We start from the raw sequence: 16,560 nt of genomic DNA, 5'->3' as shown, positions 1-16,560 counted from the left end.
GGCCGTGCCGCCGCTGCGCGGTCGACCACGGTCGAGCCTTGACAGCCCCCACCACCACGTTCACCACAATTGGCGGCGAGGAAGGAGGGCACGTGCGGCTCTCAAGGCATGCGGTCGTTGTGGTCTGGCCTGGGGATTCCGGCGTCGTCGAGGTAGCTGTTGATGGCGTCGTCGACAGTGTCGGTGATGACGTACCCGCGGGCCTTGATCCATTCGAGCCGGGCGAGAGTTCCCGCGTGTAGCTGTGTGGCGAACGGGCTTTTCACCTTCCGTTGACGGGCTTTGAGTCGCGGCGCTTCGGCCGGCTGGGTCGGGGTCTCGCCGGGTGGGGTGACCACGGGGGCTGGCGGAGTTTCGCTGCTTGGTAGTTCGTGCTCGGTTGATGTTTCGGGCGCGTCGGGGGTTTCGTCGGCTGTGACCCGTGCGGCTTGTGCTCGTCGCTCTGCACGCGACAGCGGCCTTGTGGAGCCGACCTGCAATCCGGTGGGTTTCGCTGCGGCGTTCATGCGGCTTGCCGCCTTGCGGCGATGCGCTGCGCGACTTCGCGGTAGGCCACTGCTGCGGTGCAGGTTGGGGCGTGCACGTTGACCGGTACACGTTTGCCTTTGGCCTCCACCACCCGGACCGTGTGTGGAATCTCGCCCAGGTAGGCCCCGCCGTCAGCCCATTCCCCCCAGTCGGCGCGTAGCTGCCTGCGCACGTCCTTGCTGGCTTTCGGATTGCCGTCGAAATCGGCCAGCAGTACGTACCGGATTTCCACGTCAGGGTTCAGGGTCTCCTGAACATCGAGGATTGAGTTGCCCAGTTCCACCAGGCCGTCGACTTCGTCGGGGCCGGCTTTGAGGACGGCCAAAACGTAGTCGGCGGCCGCCAGCGCTGCGGTGGTCAACTCCCCCAGTGCCGGCGGGCAGTCCAGCAGCACGAAGTCGTAGCCCTCGATGTCGTCGAGTTGACGTGCTAACCGCAATTGGCCCCCGGACCCGAGTCCTGTTCGCTCGAGCTCTTTGAGCGCGAGATGGCCGGGGGCGACGTCGATACCGAATTGGCTCGCCACGATGACCTTGGCTAGCGGGACGCGCATCGTCCTGTCCGGGTGCAGGACCTCGTACATCGACGCGTCCTCGGCGTCGAGCTCGATTCCCAGCCCCTTGGTGCTGTGCGCTTGCTGATCCATGTCAATCACGAGAACGCGGTGACCCATCGCGGCGAGGTTGGCGCCGAGGTTGATGGTGGTGGTGGTCTTGCCGACACCGCCCTTTTGCAGCGCCACGGCCAGAATTTCGCACTGCTTATCTGCGGAAACAGTCATGACAGGAAGCATACTAACTTACATACAAACATGTCTACATGCAGACTTACATGTAAGAAAACATGTGATGCTGATAGGGCTATGTCAGTGCTTGGGCTGATACTTGCCCCTGAATGGTGGGGGCCGGGCCGGGTTGGGGATATACGGATGTGCCAGTACGACTCGCGATGCCGCGTAGGACGGCATCGCCCCGGCACGGTATGCCCATATGCCACCAGAGGGAGCTACGGCTGGAGCGCGGCGCCGCCAACACCCCGCGTGGCTCCGAGCGCTCCGAGTGACGCTGGCCGCGCGGGCAGCGCGGGGCGAACTGTCGATTGGGCTCCGCACGTGGGGGCTGGTGGCAGCGGTATCGACCTACTGGCGTGGATGCTTGTCCTGCATTGGTGGGATGGAACGACGCTCACCGCGTGGGGGATTGCGCTAGGGACGCTTCTGCTGGCGGCACCATTCGTGATCGGCGGGGAGCTGTTGAGCAAGTGCCGGGCCTGGATCAACGATGGGAGCCGCCGCTGCGAGCAGCCCCGACATGGTTTCCTGCGACGGTGCGCTGATCACAGGTCCCAGGCCTTGACCCTGTACGACGTGGCGGGCGGGCTATCGATCCTGCTCGGCGTGCTGAACGTCCTAGTGCTGATGAACGTCGTGCTGGGTGGAGCGCCGTGACAGAGCCCGGCGACCCGCAGCGGGTGTAGCACCAGTGACCACATCCTGTGTCGGCCGGGGAAGATCGTCAGTTGGTGTCTCAGCGCGGTAAACCGTAGCGAGCACGGATGTCTTCCTCGCTGAACGTACGGCCGGCCGCGAGGTCGGCCTCCGACTCCAGCAGCGACTTATGTAGGGCTGCCACGTCGATGGACGGGTCGTCAAAGGGCCAGTCGTCGAGGTCGTCGATGGGCCACTCTTCTTTGAGTGCACCGCTGTCCGCTGGGGAGGCTGGGTCGTCGGGCGTTTCCCAAGCTTCAATTTCGTCCGGTAGTAGCGGCTCATCGAAGTCATCCGTGATAGCGAGGTCGGGCAGTTGGCCGAAGCGGCGCGGGGGAGTGCGCTTCGGCCCGGTGTCACCGTCCTCACTCGTCACGCCCTCAGGATAGATAAGGGGGCCTCGTCGTAGTACGCGGCCTACGAACCGAGCGGGTACAGCGGCGGTCACTCCAGCAGGTTGATCAGGTAGCGGCCGTGCTTTTCTGCGGCGTCGATCTTGCGGAGGAGGGCGTCTTCGAGTGCGATGTTTCCTTCGAAGATGATCGCGAGGTCCTGGCCGGTCATGTAGATGACGTTGCGTTTTCCGCTGACGTTGGCGAAGTACTGCAACACTTCCTCGTCGAAGCCGGCCATGGAGATGAACAGTCCGCGAGTGCTTTCGAGCTTGCCGTCGACCTTCAGTTTGAATCCGGCAAGGTCTTCTTTGTCGGGTGGCTGGTTGCGCCAGCGTGCTTCAACGAGATAGGTGAAGCCGCGGAAGTGGAAGGATCCGTCGACCTGCTCGTGGGGCTGCCGGGTCGATCCGGTGTATTCCAGTTCGTTGGCTCGGAAGAGGTCGGCGAGGAGCTTTTCAAGCTGGTAGCCGCGTGCTTGGCGTTCGGCGTTTGTGCTCGGCTTGCTGCGGGCCAGGGTGGCGAACTCAGTCCGGAGACGGTCTAGGGTCTGCTGTTGCTCGGTGATGTGCTGTTGGCGCTTGGCGGCTCGTGTGGCCCGGTCATTTCTGGCGGCCTGTTCGGTGTCGACGATGACGCCTTCGTGGGCGGCGGTTCGGCGCAGCGCATCGAGAGCATTGCGGCCAGCGGTGAGGTCTTCGACACCGTTGGCGGGTCGTTGCATGCCGCACAGTTCGGTGACGATGCGGCGTTGGACTGCCCACCCGTTGGGTCCTAGTTCTTGCAGCTCGTCAAGGATGCTGCGGGCAATCTTGACCTTGGTGTTTTCCAGGTGGTCATAGCGGTTGTAGACCGCGGCGGGGACACCGGCGCCGAGCATGAGCGATTTCAGGTCGCCGCGGTAGTGCAGGGCGGTTCGGCACGCAGCGAGCACTTCGTTGCGGATGGCCGTCGACAGGGGACGCGGTGTGGTCATCGTGCTAGTTCCAGGCATCGGTAGACGCTGGATCGGGATATGCCCAGGGTGCGGGCGATCTGAGCTCGGGGAGTGCCTGCTTTGTCGAGCGCGTGGGCGGCGGCGATGGTGTCGGTGCTCAGACCGGGGCGGCCGGGGTGGCGGCCGGCGGCACGGGCGGTGGCTACCCCTGCCGCGGTGCGTTCGGCTGCGATGGCTCGTTCGAACTCTGCGACAGCGCCGAAGACGTGAAAGATCAGCCGCCCGCCCGCAGTGGTGGTGTCCACCGATTCGGTGAGGGAACGCAGTTCGACGCCGCGGTCGTGCAGGTCCGTGGCGACGGCGAGCAGGTGGGGTAGGGAACGGCCGAGGCGGTCCAGCCGCCACACCATGAGGACATCGCCGCGGCGGACGTAATCCAGGAGGCTGGCCAACTCAGGTCGGTCGTCGCGGGTTCCCGACATCTGGTCTATCCAGATACGTTCTGCACCAGCCTCTCTGAGGGCTGCGATCTGCATCTCTGGTGACTGGTGCAGCGTGGAGACGCGGGCGTATCCCAGCAGTGCCATCGATGCGCGCCTTTCCAGGTGTGTTTTTAACCCTGTCCACGTTAGAGCCGTAGTGGGACAGATTTCTGGGACACACCGACACGGTGTTCACGCTGGTCACCGTGGGTCCGCGCAAGGTGCCTATTTTTCGGTCGTCTTTTTGGGCTGTCAGACCACTTCCTCTACGCCTGAAGGGTTGGCAGTTCGGCGGCGGTGGGCGGCGAGGAAGTCGTCGACGATGTCCGCGCAGTCGTGGTGGGTGATGGTGCGAATTCCGGTCATGCGGGCGAAGGCGAGTGGGCCGACGAGTTGGCACAGTGCCAGTTCGAGGTCGAAGTCGTTGATTTCGGTTCGGGCTTCATCGCTGTGCAGTAGCGCGTCGAATGGTTGTCGGTATTGGTCGACGACACGGGCTCGCAGTGCTCTGGATGCGTGGCGGTCGTCGGTGTCGTCTTTGGCGCCGGTAGGTCCGAGCGAAAGCCATGCCAGGGTGGTGACGTGCAGCGGAGCGTCGTTGAACAGGGTGGCTTGGCGGCTGAGTAATTCGATGAGTTGATCGCGCAGGGATCCGCTGGTCGGCGCCGGTGTGGTCACCTGCGGAAGGAGTCGCTCGAATGTGGCTGCAAGCAGATGCGATGAACTCTGGAAATGCCGATACAGCGTGGTGCGGGCCACCTTGGAGGCTTTGGTGACCGCATCGATGGTGACGGCTTCGACCCCTCCTGTGCTGAGAAGTGTTGCGGCAGCATCCAGTAGCCGGTTGCGTGAGCGGATTCTTCGCGGGTCGATGTCGTCATCGGGGGGTAGCGCTGATTGGCTCCCACGCCGGCGGCATCCCCGCGGTGATGAAGTCCATCGAGACCCTGCTGCACACAGACGCGCTGACCGTCAGCGGCAAGACCGTCGCCGACAACCTGCCCTCCGGCATCTCCACCGCCGCAGACGTCATCGCCACCATCGATGCCCCGTTCCAGCCGCCGCAGGGCCTGGCCGTGGTGCGCGGCAACCTGGCGCCCACCGGCGCAGTGATCAAGTGCAGCGCGGCCACCCCTGCCCTGCTGGTGCACCAGGGGCCCGCCGTGGTGTTCGACGACATGCGCGACATGATGGCCCGCTTCGACGACCCCGACCTGGACGTCACCGCGGATTCCGTGCTGGTGCTGCGTAATGCCGGCCCGCGCGGTGCCCCCGGCATGCCTGAGTGGGGCCAGCTGCCCATCCCCAGCAAGCTGCTGCGCCAGGGCGTCACCGACATGGTGCGGATCTCCGATGCCCGGATGAGCGGAACCGCCTACGGCACGTGTGTTCTGCACGTCAGCCCCGAGTCGGCCGCGGGCGGTCCGCTGGGCCTGGTCCGCGACGGCGACATCATCGCGCTGAACGCCCACGCCGGCACGCTGGACCTACTGGTTCCCGACGACGAACTGGCCACCCGCCAGGCGCCACCCCCGCGCCATCGACAGCGTCGTGGCTACGCGGCCATGTACGTCGACCGTGTCCTGCAGGCCGACCGGGGGTGCGATTTCGACTTTCTGGTCGGCCGCTCCGAGCAGCCCGAAAACGAGCCGGACGCCATTTTCGACGGCTGGGTGGGGGGCTGGTGAGTTAGCGGCTTCTTGGCGATCCCGCCCTGGTCAACGGCCTGATCGACGCTTTCCCAACGCGGACCCAACAGCCTCGCGTGTACCGTCGACACCATGACCCAGGCACCTGCCTCACCTCCGCTGCACATGCAGCGTGTCGACTTCGACCCCATCCCCACCCTCGGCGAGATCCGCGAGACCGAGGGGGTGCGCACCGTCATCAACGCTTTCGGCATGCCGGTGTACCTGGTGACCCGCCACGACGACATCAAGACGGTGCTCTCCGATCCGGAGCGGTTCTCCAATGAGCGCCCGCCAGGGTTCGTCGTACCCGGGGCACCCGAGGTGTCCGAGGAAGAACAACGCGCCGCCCAGTCCGGCAACCTGCTGGGCCTGGACCCACCCAGGCACACCCGGTTGCGCCGCATGCTCACCGGCGAGTTCACCGGCCGCCGGATGAAGCGCCTGGAGCCACGGATCACCGAGATCGTGACCCAGCATCTGGACGCCATGGAAAAGGCCGGTCCACCAAGTGATCTCGTCACCGACTTCGCATTGCCCATCCCGTCACTGGTGATCTGCGAGTTGCTGGGCGTGCCGTATGACGACCGCGACGATTTCCAGCACCGCACCAGCCGCCAGCTCGACCTGTCGATCCCGATCGAGGAACGCTTCGAGCTGCAGCGCGCCGGGCGTGCCTACATGCAGGCGCTGGTGGCCGGCGCACGTCGCTCACCCGGTGACGATATGCTCGGAATGCTGGTGCGCGAGCATGGATCCGAGCTCACCGACGACGAGCTGGTGGGCATCTGCAGCCTGCTACTGGTGGCCGGTCACGAGACCACCTCCAACATGCTCGGCCTCGGCACCCTGGCGTTGCTGCAGCACCCGGATCAGCTGGCCCTGGTGCGCAACGACCCCGATGCCGTGGGCCCGGCGGTGGAGGAGCTGCTGCGCTGGCTGTCGATCGTGCATTCGGGCATCCCCCGCATCACCACCAACGACGTGGAGATCGCCGGGGTGCAGATTCCCGCGCACCAGCTGGTGGTCGTCTCACTACCGTCGGGCAACCGCGACCCGAGCTTCATCGACAACCCGGAGGTATTCGACGTCCGCCGCGGCGCCATGGGACATCTGGCGTTCGGCCACGGTGTCCATCACTGCCTGGGCGCACCGCTGGCCCGGATGGAGATGAAGATCGCGTTTCCGGCTCTGTTGCAACGCTTTCCGACCCTGCGCCTCGACGAATCCTTCGACGACGTGGCCTTCCGGTCCTTCCACTTCATCTACGGGCTGCAGTCGCTGCAGGTGGCCTGGTGAGGGTGCGCGCCGACCGCGACGTCTGCATCGGCGCCGGGGTCTGTGTGATGAACAGCGAGGCGGTCTTCGACCAGGACGACGACGGGATCGTGGTGCTGCTGGTCGAGGATGTGCCCCCAGCCGAGCAGGACAACGCGCGAAAAGCCGTGCAGCTCTGCCCCTCCGGAGCGCTGAACATCGTCGAGTGAACGGGCGTTGACACTGCACCCACCGTGACAAAGTGCGAGTGACAGTCACGCTGGTTGCAGTCTCGATGAAGTACCAAAAACCCTGTGTCACTTGGGCATCTGACGTCACATGGCGCGGATTTTTGTCGGTGGTCGCACGTATGTTCGAGGCATGGGTAGCTCAGCCGTCGCAGACCGGGAGGCGATGCTGGCTGCCCTGGCGCAGATCGAAACCCTGACCGCGCAGATGAATCGCCTGTCGATCGACGCGTTCACCGATGTCGAGTTGTTGGATGTGCAGCAGCGTCTTGAAGCTATCGCCCGCGCGCAGCCGGTCCTCGATCATCGGGTGTATCAGCGGATCACCTCCCAGAGCTCACCGATATCCCTGGGCGCCAAGAATTACTCGGCAGTGCTGTCGCAGCGGCTGCGGATCTCCAGCTCGGAGGCGCGTCGGCGGTTGGACGAGGCGGCGTTGTTGGGGCCGCGGACCTCGCTGACCGGTGAACCGCTGGCGCCCTCCATGCCCACGTTCGCGCGTGGTCAGGCCCAGGGGTTGATCGGCGCCGAGCGCATCAAGCATGTGCGGTGGTTCTTTCGTGAGCTGCCCGGGTTCGTGGATTTTCAGACCCGGGAGAACGCCGAAGTCCAGTTGGCCCAGCATGCCTGCGAACTCGGACCCGCCGAGTTCCGCACCGCCGCCGCGCACATGCTCTACCTGCTGAACCAGGACGGCGAGCTCTCCGATGAGGACCGCCAAGCCCTGGCTTATATCCGGGTCGGCAAGCAACGCCCCGATGGGATGCGGCCCTTCGAAGGACTCCTGACTCCGGAGGCGTGGGCCACCTTAGAGCCGTTGATGGAGCGCAACGCCGCCCCGGGGATGTGCAACCCCGCTGACGAGCACCCCTGCCTCGACGGCGAACCCACCGACGAGCAGATACGCAACGACACCCGCACCACGGGCAAACGCAACCACGACGCGCTGCTGGCCCTGTGCAAACGCATGCTCACCACGCAGCCGACGGGGACCATCAACGGCCTGCCCGCGAATGTCGTGATCACGGTGAGTCTGACTGATCTGGAGAAGGGCACCGGCCACGGCCTGACCGCCGGCGGCACGAGGCTGCCGATCGCCGACGTGCTCAAGTTCGCCGCCCACTCCCGCCCGTGGCTGGCGCTGTTCGACGGCAAGGGCCTGCCCCTGCACCTGGGCCGGGCCCGCCGGACCGCCACCCTGGCTCAGCGGCTGATGCTGCTGGCCAAACACCGCGGCTGCACCATGCCCGGCTGCAGCGCGAGTGCCTACCGCTCCCAGGTGCATCACGCCAACCAAGACTGGAAGGACGGCGGGCGCACCGACATCGAGGACCTGACGTTGGCGTGCGGGCCGAACAATCGCATGGTGGAGACCGCCGGCTGGACCACAAGGAACCGCCCCACAGACGGCGTCACCGAATGGATTCCGCCCCCCGAGCTGGACTGCGGCCAGTCCCGCACCAACAACCTCCACCACCCCGAACGGATCATCGACCACGACGATCCGTAGGCGGACAAGACCCAAACCTGCTCGCCGACAGCGGGAATCAGTCGCCGTCGCGGTGCAGGTCGATCAGCCCGGCCTTGCTCAGCGCGAGCACGCTGACGATCAGCACCCAGACCGGGAACGCCAGCGTCAGCCACACCGTCACGTCACTGGCCACCAACAGCGTCAGCGCCACCACGTAGGTGAAGATCACCAGCCCCCGCGACACCAGGCCGGTCTTGAGCCAGATGGTGGCCAGCGACATCATGAACACCGCTGCCATTCGCAGGGCGTAGGTCTTCGACAGCGCGATCAGCAGTGCCTGACCGAACACGTGCACATCGGCTCCGTAGTCGGCGCCGCGGCTGGCCACCAACGCCACCCCCACGGCAGACGACACGAAGATCATCGCGAGGAACAGCAGCCCACTGCCCAGGAAGACCGAGGCGAAGAACTTGTCCTCGAACCTGCCCAATCCGTCGCGCACCACTCCGATGAACCACAGGAAGCAGATGCCGGGCGAACGGCATCAGCACCGCCGCCGCGCGCACCTTGCCCTCCGAACCCTCCACCCACTGCGCGCCCGGCTGGGCGCCTTCGGGAAGCGCGGTGTGGATCAGCGCGATCGCGACGCCGAACAGCACGGCGAACAACACGCCGGCCAGGCCAGCCGCGCGTGGGGTGGACAGCCGGCGCACATCGCGCTCGGGACGTTCGGTGGTCACGTGATCATGGTGCCGCCGAAACTGCGCGGGGTGCGGGATTTCAGGGTAAAACGCCGCACTGCCTGCAGTCTCGGCGCCGACCCGTCAGGGCTGGCCGGCGAGCAGACGCACCATCAACCCGTTGGCCTCGGCGAGCACATTGCCGTCGGGGTCGCGCAGCTCGGCGTTGACGAACGCCTTACGGCCGTCGGTCTCCCGGATCCAGCCGCGCGCGGTCAGCGTGGTGTCGATGGGCGTGACCTTGCGGTAGTCGACGTGCAGGAAGGCGGTGCGGCTGATCGGCCGGCCCGCGGCGTGGATCACCATGCCGAACACCGAATCGAACAGCAGCGGCACCATGGTGAAGTTCGACAACCAGAAACTCATCGAATACACCCGAGCCGCCGGCTGCCGCGACACCCTGCACTACGAGCACAAACGCCCCCACGCTGACGCGCTGCTGGCCATCCCCGACGCCATCGCCTGGTGCTGGGCCAAAGGCGGGCACTGGCGCAAGCTCATCAACCCCGCCGTCACGGTCACCCGCGACGTGTGACCAGGCCCCAAAAATCGCGAAGCCCGAGCGCCACGGTCGTCCGGCCGGGTCTCGGGCTCACTTCCTGAAGCTCAACGCAACAGGCACCACCTATGATAGCCCACACTGCGCTGCCCTGATACCCACACTGCGCCGGGGTCACCGGGCGGGTTGCCCGAACTCCGCGATGACCTCGGCAACGGCCTCGTCGTAGGTCAGCACGCCGCGCTCGATTCGATCGAGGAGATCACGCGCGCCCGGCGAAACCTCGTGGCCGGCCAGCCCGCTCGCCGCCACAGCGACGGACACCGCCTCGCCCTGGGTGGGCGAACGCCTGGGCGTGTTCAACTCCAGTACTCCGGTATCCGCTCCAGCCTTTCGCGGTAGGCCGGGTCAGTCAGCTCCGCCAGATGCACATCCGCCGCGTCTCTGTCTCGCCATTGGCGGGCGCGGGCGGTCGCCTCCGCCACCCAATCGCTGAGCACCGGCCCGACCCCAGGTGTCGCCCGCTGCAATGTCGCCCGGTGCAATGTTGTGGCCGCCGCGGTGGCGCTTTCGGTGATCAGGTCGCGGCGCTGCTGCGCCAACTCGCGGACACCGTCCGCCTGGCGGGTCCACACCTTCATCCCCTGGAGCACGGCGATATCGCCGTGGCCCTCGCGCTGCTGGAGCATCCGCTCTGCACGCTCTCTGCTCTGCACAAGCTCCTCGGCCTCCTCGACGCCGACCACCTCCAGCGCCGCACACCACCAAGCCCGCAGCGCCTGGCCTGCACTCACCTCCCCCGCGCGGGCTGGTTCCCACGCCCACCAGGCCTCGGCGTCGTTGTCGGCCAGGTCACGCAGTGCCAACAGCACCTTTTCGCCTGCCTCCTGGCTCGGCCCCACCGGCTCGGCGGTAGCCGCAGCCGCGGCCGCCGTTCGCCGCACAGCGATTACGTCAAAGCCGGGCAGCCCCGGACCCAGGCGAGGTATCTCCACTGGTATTGGAGCCGGGCGAGGTATCACCGGACCCACCCGGGGCCAACCCTGCCCCGGCGACACCGCCCGGATATGGCGCGCCGCATCGCCCCGCCACCAGTCCGGGTCGCCTGCGCGGGCTACCCGCAGCGCCGCAGCGGTCCGGTCCGCCCACATCACCCGCCAGTCCTCTTCGAGTTCGCCGTCACGGGCAGCTTCCAGCAGCGCCCACAACACCGCCCGCCCGGTTTTGTGCCAGGCCCACTCCTTCAGGCTGCTCATCGGCGCTGCCCCGGTTCGAGCACCGCGAGGGCCTGGTTTAACGCTCCGTCGACGGCATGCCCGAACCCGGCGGCCCAGCCGCAGTAGGCGACATCGGGCAACGACACCGGCTGGTCCCGCCAGCATCCCAACATTTCAACGATCAGCGCTGACCGGTAAAAGTGCCGGTAGAACCCGCGCTGGGCCTCGGACACATCAGACTCGTCGGCGTCCAGCACCCCATCCGGGTGCAGCACGCCGCGCTCCGCGACGTGCTTATGGTGGGCATCCCAGTCGACAGGCTGGCCCGCGCCCAGCCGCTCCACCACCTCACGCCGGTCGTAGGGGTCCACCAGCGGCGGGGTCATCGGCGGTCGATCCGCCTCCACAGCCTTGGCCTCGTCCAGCACCGTCTGCGCGACCGCCTCGGCCACCCGCCGCCACATCGCCTCACCCAGCACCAGCTGCGTCTTGGCCCAGATATCCGGTGCCACCGCCTCCAAGCGATGCCGGTAGCCACCACCAGCCGTTGGCGCCTCACCCGGCGATCGGCGGATATCGGCGTCACGCACCGCCTCAAACTCGCCCACCCACTCCCGTGGCTGTTGCACCCCCAGCTCCGAGCTCACCAGCGCGCGCGGCCGAACATCGGTCACCCGCGCCAGCTCCTCGGCGTGCGCCGCCAGCAGCTTCGCCGCAGCACGGACCCCGACGAACCGGTGCGCCCAGTCGATCGGCAGTGCGTGGTCATAGACCGCCAACGTCGCCGAGGCCGGGATCACCACACCGGGCGGCACATAGGCACCGTCGCCAACCGTCGAGGCGATCGCCACCACCTGACCGGTCGGCAACGCCAGCACCGACACCGCCCACTCCACCCAGCCGCCGTTCAGCAACTCCTTCCGCACTTCGGTACCGCGCACCAGACCATCGAGAATCCGCCGCGCCAACACCAGCTCCGCACTCGGCAGCGGCTCGCCCGCCGCCACAGCACCAGCCGCCGCACCAGACCCAGAACTCGACGCCACAACCGGCGGCCCACCAGCGCTCTGCTGCGGCGGCGCTGACGTGCCTGGCGGCTGAGCCGAGGTCGGCAACGTCGCCGCACTCGGTGCCGGAGCACCACCACCGCCACCGGGCGGCACATACGGCATCAGACCACCCCCACCACCGCCGCCAGGAGGAACCGGTGCCATACCGCCGCCGCCGGCCGGGGCCGGTGCACCCGGCGCGGCCGGTGCCGGGGTCGGCGCGCCCCCTCCCTGAGCAGGAACCACCGGAACCTGCCCACCACCGGGCGACGCCGCCGCCGAAGAAGGATGCGGGCCGGCGAACTTCTCCAACGATGGTGTCGGAGACACCGCGCCCGAAGCGCCCATACCCGACGCCAAACCCGACTGGAAACTACTCGCCGCACTCGACAAATTCGGATTACTCGACAGCGCCTCCGACATCGACGACGCCGGAGCCGTCGCCGCATCCTTCAACGAACTCCCGCTCAACGGATTCAAACCGGTCGGCATTTGCGGCGGCCGTACCGAGCCCACGCCGCCCATGCCCGAGCCCACCCCGCTGCCCGCATTGCCCATCTGGGGTATAGCTGTAGGCGACGTGACGGGACTGGCCAGGGGCGTCACGGGTCGCTCGACCTCGCCAGCTACTGGCGCTGGTGCGTCCGCAAACTCGTTGCCGGTGGCTGTGTGATCCACCTCGACCACTTCGTCAGCGACTCTCGCTTGGTCACCCTGGAGGTGTTCATCCCCGGCCCCCTTGGCGTCGCTTACCGTGTCCGCCGCCGACCCCAAGTCGCGGTCGGCTTTCTCTCGCGGCTCGTCCACGGCAGATTCGTTTTCGGTGGTTGTTGGCCCTGCCTGTGTTCCGTCACGCGGGCTGTCCTCGCCCGGCATAGGGGTCGGTGGCGGGGTCGCGGCGATGTCTCCCAGTGCGACGGACTGTGCTGTTGCCGCTTCTGTTTTGTATGGGGCAACAGAGAACGGTGTCTTGGCCGTTTGTGCTGCCTCCCAAGCCTTTTGAGCGGCATCCCCGATGCGCGTTAGGTCTGTTTTCAGCCCGACCACCGTGCTCTTGTAGGACTCCCCGGTAACGGCTTTCGAACCGAGATGATCCGCCACGGCGTAGGCATGATTCATCATCTCGGTGAGCCGTTCGACCCGCGCATCGCCGGCCTGCCCCTGCAAGAGGTTTGGACTCTCGGACCGTTTGCGTTTGAGCGTGTCGCCGTAGTCGGACAACCGCTGCTCAGCGGCCCGGTGCTCATCGACCACACGCTGAATGTCGTTCTCGGAGATGCTCGGCCAGAACTCACCGATCGCCATCGCGGCGGCCACACCCGGCGGACGCTGAATATCACCAGCGCCGCCACCGCTGACACCTACCCCGCCCGCCCCTGCCTCGGCCGCGGTGTTGGCACCGTCGGCGATGAGCGCCTGCGCCTCGACCTGGATGTTGTTGGCTGACTGTCCCGATGCTGCGGGCATTTCTATTGCCTCCGTTGGGTGTTCGGGCTGTGCGCACAATGCACGACAGACTCAGCCGAGACCACAAATCTTCCACACACGGTCACTCGCTGCGTTCTCCTCTGCTGCGCTGTGCGGTCGCGGTTCAGCCAGCCCACGCGTGCGGACGGGTGCGTACGCGGCCATCCGTGCGTAGTAGACCGACACCAGTTCTGCCACCGCTTCTCGAATCTGGGGACTCGCGCTGGGGAACTCATGCAGAGCCGTCTCTAACGCGCCCACACCGGGCAGCAGTTCGGCCGCGTTCTTGTCCTTTCTCGGCATCGCGCTGTTGATGGTGGCGTAGCGCGTGCACAGCCCGACGTCCTGGGCGTGGGTGTCGCCGCTGGCTGATGCACCTGCATCATTTGCGGGCTGAACAGCCTGCGCGGCGGCATCGGGCGATGAGGACTTGATGGCCATGGCTCCGATAGCGGTTCCCAGCCCGGCGGAGATCAGAGCTGTGGCAGCGACGATGGCGATGAGTCCGCCTCGCCCCAGACGGTTCGGGGCCGAGGGCGGTGGGCCGCCGAGATCGGCTGGCGGATGCTGCACGTCTTCCCCCTCGCTGAGGTCGCTGGCTTTTTGGGCCAGCGTATTGGCGCGCACTGACAAAAGCACGCGCCGAACACCCCCAACGCCCAAGTCAGACAACAAAGTTCAAATGAAGCGTTCACGTGATGACTGCTATTGATCGATTTGTTTTCGCGTCAGTCATACAAGGGTGAACAACCCGGACCTGGCCGTAGCCGCTCGGGATTGGCCATGATCTGTCCGCATCGGCGTGTCGCGCGTTTCCAAAACCCCTCGACTGACAGAGTGGGCAATATGGCTCGTCCAAGCAAAGGTGACCGCGCAGCGCACATGGTCAAAACCCATCCCGCGGTCACTCAACGCATCGTCGAAATGGCCTCAGAGGCCAGCGCCTCCTCGGTTATGCAATACGTCGCAGACGTACTCGCTTTGTATGTCGGGCTGCCCCAGCATGTCCGAGAACTAAACCAGCCGTCGATCAACTCCACCCGACAGATCGAGGCGCTTCGGGGTGATAAATACGGCCGGATCATGGTCCGCCCGCACCGCGAGGTATCTGAACGGCTCACGGCAGAAGCACCCGACCACAAAGTTTCCCCGCACATCGCTGACGTCCTCGCGGTCCATGTCGGGCTACCCCAGTACGCCCGCACACTCAATCGCGTAGAGGAGGTTTTGCCGCTGGCGATGTGAGACCCCGCCAGGGCCTGGCCACCAAGTTCGTTTGTTCCGTGCTCGACGGCTGGGCCTTGGCAGATGTGACATCTCAATAGCTGGTGTGCGGATTCGCCCGCTGACATGACGAAGGCCCCCGTAGGGGCCTTGTCTGAGGTACTGACCTGAGCGCCAACTCAGGTCCGGGTCCGCACCCGTTGCCCCTGAAAGGGACGTGTCTTGCTGGACTCGTCTCACGGTAGCGCACGCCTGCCCGCAGTACCAGATACGCCGCGCAGCAAGTGCGCGAATCGTGATCTTCTCACCGCCCGACCGACTCATCGGGCGTGTTCTTCACCGACGCCGCTCGGCGGGGCGGTCCATGCCGCGCACAGCCCGCACGTCGAGCGCGCCCAGACGGCGCAGGGTCGGCGGGACTGGGTGCTGCGCGCGGGCGCGAGCGCGGTCGGACATCGCGCGCCCATGTGGACGAGTCGCGCGTCATGGTTGGACGGTCTGCGGCGGTGGGCGCAGTCACCGGCGCTGGCCCAGCTGTGCGCGGAGCAGCGGGTGTCGATGACCGCGGCCACGTTGTTGGCGATCGCGGCGGTGATGGCCGAGCACGCCGATCACGCCACCGGCCGCCACGTGGCGGTCACTCGCGCCACCATCGCCGACACAGTGGGCTGTGACGTGCGCACGGTGACCGCGGCGTGGCGGGTGCTGCGAGTGTCGCGCTGGGCCGTGGAGGCACAGCGCGGCCACGGCTCGCCAACCACCCCCAGCGTGGGCCGGCGCCCCTCGGTGTACCACCTGGTGTCGCGCCGGGACCCCCGGCCGGCCGACGATCAGCCTGTGCACGATTTCCACCTACCGCCGTCAGGCGGTGATGGTCTTTTATCTCCCGTAGGGAGCAACTCACCAAGCGTGCGCGCACGCGCACACGCCGCCAATAGTCCCCAACAAAAACCCAATCCAGCGCGGCACTGGCGCACCACGCCGCGACCACTTGCCGCCCAGCGGCTCGCCGCCGAACTGGTCGCGTGTACCCACGGTCTGGGCCGCGGCCACATCGGCGCTATCTGCGACGCGCTTACCGCCGCGGGCATCGACCCGGCGCTGTGGTCGGCACGCGCAATCACCGATGCCTTGGACGCCGACATGCGAACCCGCGGTTGGAACTGGCCCGACGAGATCACCAGTCCCGGCGCATTTCTGTCCAGCCGTCTACGCCGGCTCACCTGGACCACACCACCAGCACCGCCGAAAGGTGGCGGCTACGCCGCCACCCGCATCGACCAGACGCCGGCCAGGGCGACGCTCACCGACGCAGCGCAGGCACGCATCGCCGCCGCCCGCGAACACATCCGCCAGGTGCTCACCGAACGCACACAACGCACCCGCCCTGCGCGCACTCCGTGCGCGCGTTCAGACGCACACGCGCGACGGTCTATCGTCGAGCCCATGGCGCCGCCCCTTCCCAACGAACCCGAGCAGGCTATTACTCGGTCAGCTGCGGTGCGGCGCTGGCGGCGCGAGGAGTGCACCGAGCACGCCGACGCCGAGGCCTTCTTCCGTCACCTCGATCGCCTCGTCGACGACGACGCGCCCAGCGGTTCCGAAACGGCGCTGCTAACTGCTCCCGCACTTTTCAAGCCAACCTAACTAGTGTGCCTAAGTTTCGGGCGGTGACACCGGGCGCGCCCGCGTGTGTTTCTTCTTCACCACTCCGCAGCGCTACTTGATTCCTTCTCCTGTCTCTTCGCCCCGCCCGATACCTCGTTGTTGTCAACCCCACCTTCTCCTCTGCTCACCCACAGCCAGCCCATTTCCCTTCGATACCCCCACCGCCCCACACCAGTTCAGGCCCCACAGTGCTCACCTTGTCCCAGC

The 16,560-nt window shown here is 66.6% G+C and carries 18 protein-coding genes and 2 pseudogenes; 8 read left to right on the top strand and 12 right to left on the bottom strand.

The window, feature by feature from the left end; all coding sequences use genetic code 11:
* Positions 1–101 precede the first annotated feature (101 nt).
* Together A5634_RS06480 and A5634_RS06475 are read right to left on the bottom strand one after the other, a co-directional pair.
* Complete coding sequence (locus A5634_RS06480) at positions 102–506, bottom strand: hypothetical protein (protein WP_065143243.1); 405 nt, start codon at positions 504–506, stop codon at positions 102–104.
* Positions 503–1,309, bottom strand: coding sequence for a ParA family protein (locus tag A5634_RS06475; protein WP_044543345.1), 807 nt, complete (start codon positions 1,307–1,309; stop codon positions 503–505). Before A5634_RS06475 ends, A5634_RS06480 begins: the two co-directional genes overlap by 4 nt.
* A 330-nt stretch (positions 1,310–1,639) precedes the next feature.
* On the opposite strand from A5634_RS06475, the gene A5634_RS06470 reads away from it, so the two are divergent.
* Positions 1,640–1,975, top strand: coding sequence for a hypothetical protein (locus A5634_RS06470; RefSeq protein WP_065143242.1), 336 nt, complete (start codon positions 1,640–1,642; stop codon positions 1,973–1,975).
* 79 nt (positions 1,976–2,054) lie between these two features.
* On the opposite strand, the gene A5634_RS28050 is transcribed toward A5634_RS06470, so the two are convergent.
* From A5634_RS28050 to A5634_RS06450, 4 genes are all read right to left on the bottom strand, one after another.
* Complete coding sequence (locus tag A5634_RS28050) at positions 2,055–2,390, bottom strand: hypothetical protein (RefSeq protein ID WP_065143241.1); 336 nt, start codon at positions 2,388–2,390, stop codon at positions 2,055–2,057.
* A gap of 68 nt (positions 2,391–2,458) precedes the next feature.
* Complete coding sequence (locus A5634_RS06460; RefSeq protein ID WP_080772786.1) at positions 2,459–3,400, bottom strand: restriction endonuclease; 942 nt, start codon at positions 3,398–3,400, stop codon at positions 2,459–2,461.
* Positions 3,379–3,930: a recombinase family protein gene (locus A5634_RS06455; RefSeq protein WP_044543343.1), complete on the bottom strand. Its 552-nt coding sequence runs from the start codon at positions 3,928–3,930 to the stop codon at positions 3,379–3,381. The genes A5634_RS06460 and A5634_RS06455 overlap by 22 nt, the downstream gene beginning before the upstream one ends.
* Positions 3,931–4,077: 147 nt before the next feature.
* Positions 4,078–4,698, bottom strand: coding sequence for a TetR/AcrR family transcriptional regulator (locus tag A5634_RS06450; protein ID WP_155769388.1), 621 nt, complete (start codon positions 4,696–4,698; stop codon positions 4,078–4,080).
* Here A5634_RS06450 and A5634_RS06445 point away from each other — a divergent pair.
* The 4 genes from A5634_RS06445 to A5634_RS06430 all read left to right on the top strand — a co-directional run bounded on the left by A5634_RS06445 (position 4,674) and on the right by A5634_RS06430 (position 8,528).
* A complete protein-coding gene (locus tag A5634_RS06445; protein WP_216638714.1) occupies positions 4,674–5,513 on the top strand; it encodes a dihydroxy-acid dehydratase domain-containing protein in 840 nt (279 codons plus the stop codon). The two genes, A5634_RS06450 and A5634_RS06445, sit on opposite strands and share 25 nt — an antisense overlap.
* 93 nt (positions 5,514–5,606) lie before the next feature.
* Positions 5,607–6,812, top strand: coding sequence for a cytochrome P450 (locus A5634_RS06440; protein WP_065143238.1), 1,206 nt, complete (start codon positions 5,607–5,609; stop codon positions 6,810–6,812).
* Entirely contained in the window at positions 6,809–7,000 is a 192-nt protein-coding gene (locus A5634_RS06435; protein WP_065143237.1) for a ferredoxin, read from the top strand. The genes A5634_RS06440 and A5634_RS06435 overlap by 4 nt, the downstream gene beginning before the upstream one ends.
* Positions 7,001–7,151: 151 nt before the next feature.
* Complete coding sequence (locus tag A5634_RS06430) at positions 7,152–8,528, top strand: HNH endonuclease signature motif containing protein (protein ID WP_065143236.1); 1,377 nt, start codon at positions 7,152–7,154, stop codon at positions 8,526–8,528.
* 37 nt (positions 8,529–8,565) lie between these two features.
* Here A5634_RS06430 and A5634_RS06425 read toward each other — a convergent pair.
* A pseudogene (locus tag A5634_RS06425) lies at positions 8,566–9,193 on the bottom strand (hypothetical protein).
* A gap of 120 nt (positions 9,194–9,313) precedes the next feature.
* Positions 9,314–9,568: pseudogene (locus A5634_RS06420) on the bottom strand (PaaI family thioesterase); the annotation flags it as partial.
* Here A5634_RS06420 and A5634_RS06415 point away from each other — a divergent pair.
* Positions 9,567–9,764, top strand: a complete 198-nt coding sequence (locus A5634_RS06415) for a hypothetical protein (RefSeq protein ID WP_178359819.1) — start codon at positions 9,567–9,569, stop codon at positions 9,762–9,764. The pseudogene A5634_RS06420 and the gene A5634_RS06415 overlap by 2 nt on opposite strands.
* A 138-nt stretch (positions 9,765–9,902) precedes the next feature.
* Here the strand turns inward: A5634_RS06415 and A5634_RS06410 are convergent, their stop codons facing one another.
* The 4 genes from A5634_RS06410 to A5634_RS06395 are packed head-to-tail and all read right to left on the bottom strand — an operon-like array spanning position 9,903 to position 14,100.
* Positions 9,903–10,052, bottom strand: coding sequence for an antitoxin VbhA family protein (locus tag A5634_RS06410; protein ID WP_231992779.1), 150 nt, complete (start codon positions 10,050–10,052; stop codon positions 9,903–9,905).
* Positions 10,053–10,087: 35 nt separating this feature from the next.
* Positions 10,088–10,984: a hypothetical protein gene (locus A5634_RS06405; RefSeq protein WP_044543349.1), complete on the bottom strand. Its 897-nt coding sequence runs from the start codon at positions 10,982–10,984 to the stop codon at positions 10,088–10,090.
* Entirely contained in the window at positions 10,981–13,461 is a 2,481-nt protein-coding gene (locus tag A5634_RS06400) for a hypothetical protein (RefSeq protein ID WP_065143235.1), read from the bottom strand. The genes A5634_RS06405 and A5634_RS06400 overlap by 4 nt, the downstream gene beginning before the upstream one ends.
* A gap of 51 nt (positions 13,462–13,512) precedes the next feature.
* Entirely contained in the window at positions 13,513–14,100 is a 588-nt protein-coding gene (locus A5634_RS06395) for a hypothetical protein (RefSeq protein WP_065143234.1), read from the bottom strand.
* 207 nt (positions 14,101–14,307) lie between these two features.
* On the opposite strand from A5634_RS06395, the gene A5634_RS06390 reads away from it, so the two are divergent.
* Both A5634_RS06390 and A5634_RS06385 read left to right on the top strand, forming a co-directional pair.
* Positions 14,308–14,706 (top strand): hypothetical protein, encoded by a 399-nt coding sequence (locus tag A5634_RS06390; protein WP_065143233.1) that lies wholly within the window; start codon positions 14,308–14,310, stop codon positions 14,704–14,706.
* Positions 14,707–15,150: 444 nt separating this feature from the next.
* Positions 15,151–16,332, top strand: coding sequence for a rep protein (locus A5634_RS06385; protein WP_253861500.1), 1,182 nt, complete (start codon positions 15,151–15,153; stop codon positions 16,330–16,332).
* Positions 16,333–16,560: the final 228 nt, after the last annotated feature.

It is taken from the genome of Mycobacterium asiaticum, assembly GCF_001673365.1.
Taxonomy (GTDB): Bacteria; Actinomycetota; Actinomycetes; order Mycobacteriales; family Mycobacteriaceae; genus Mycobacterium; species Mycobacterium asiaticum_A.
The sequence above is the reverse complement of the archived record's forward strand: the minus strand, read 5'-3'. Positions and strand labels throughout refer to the sequence as shown.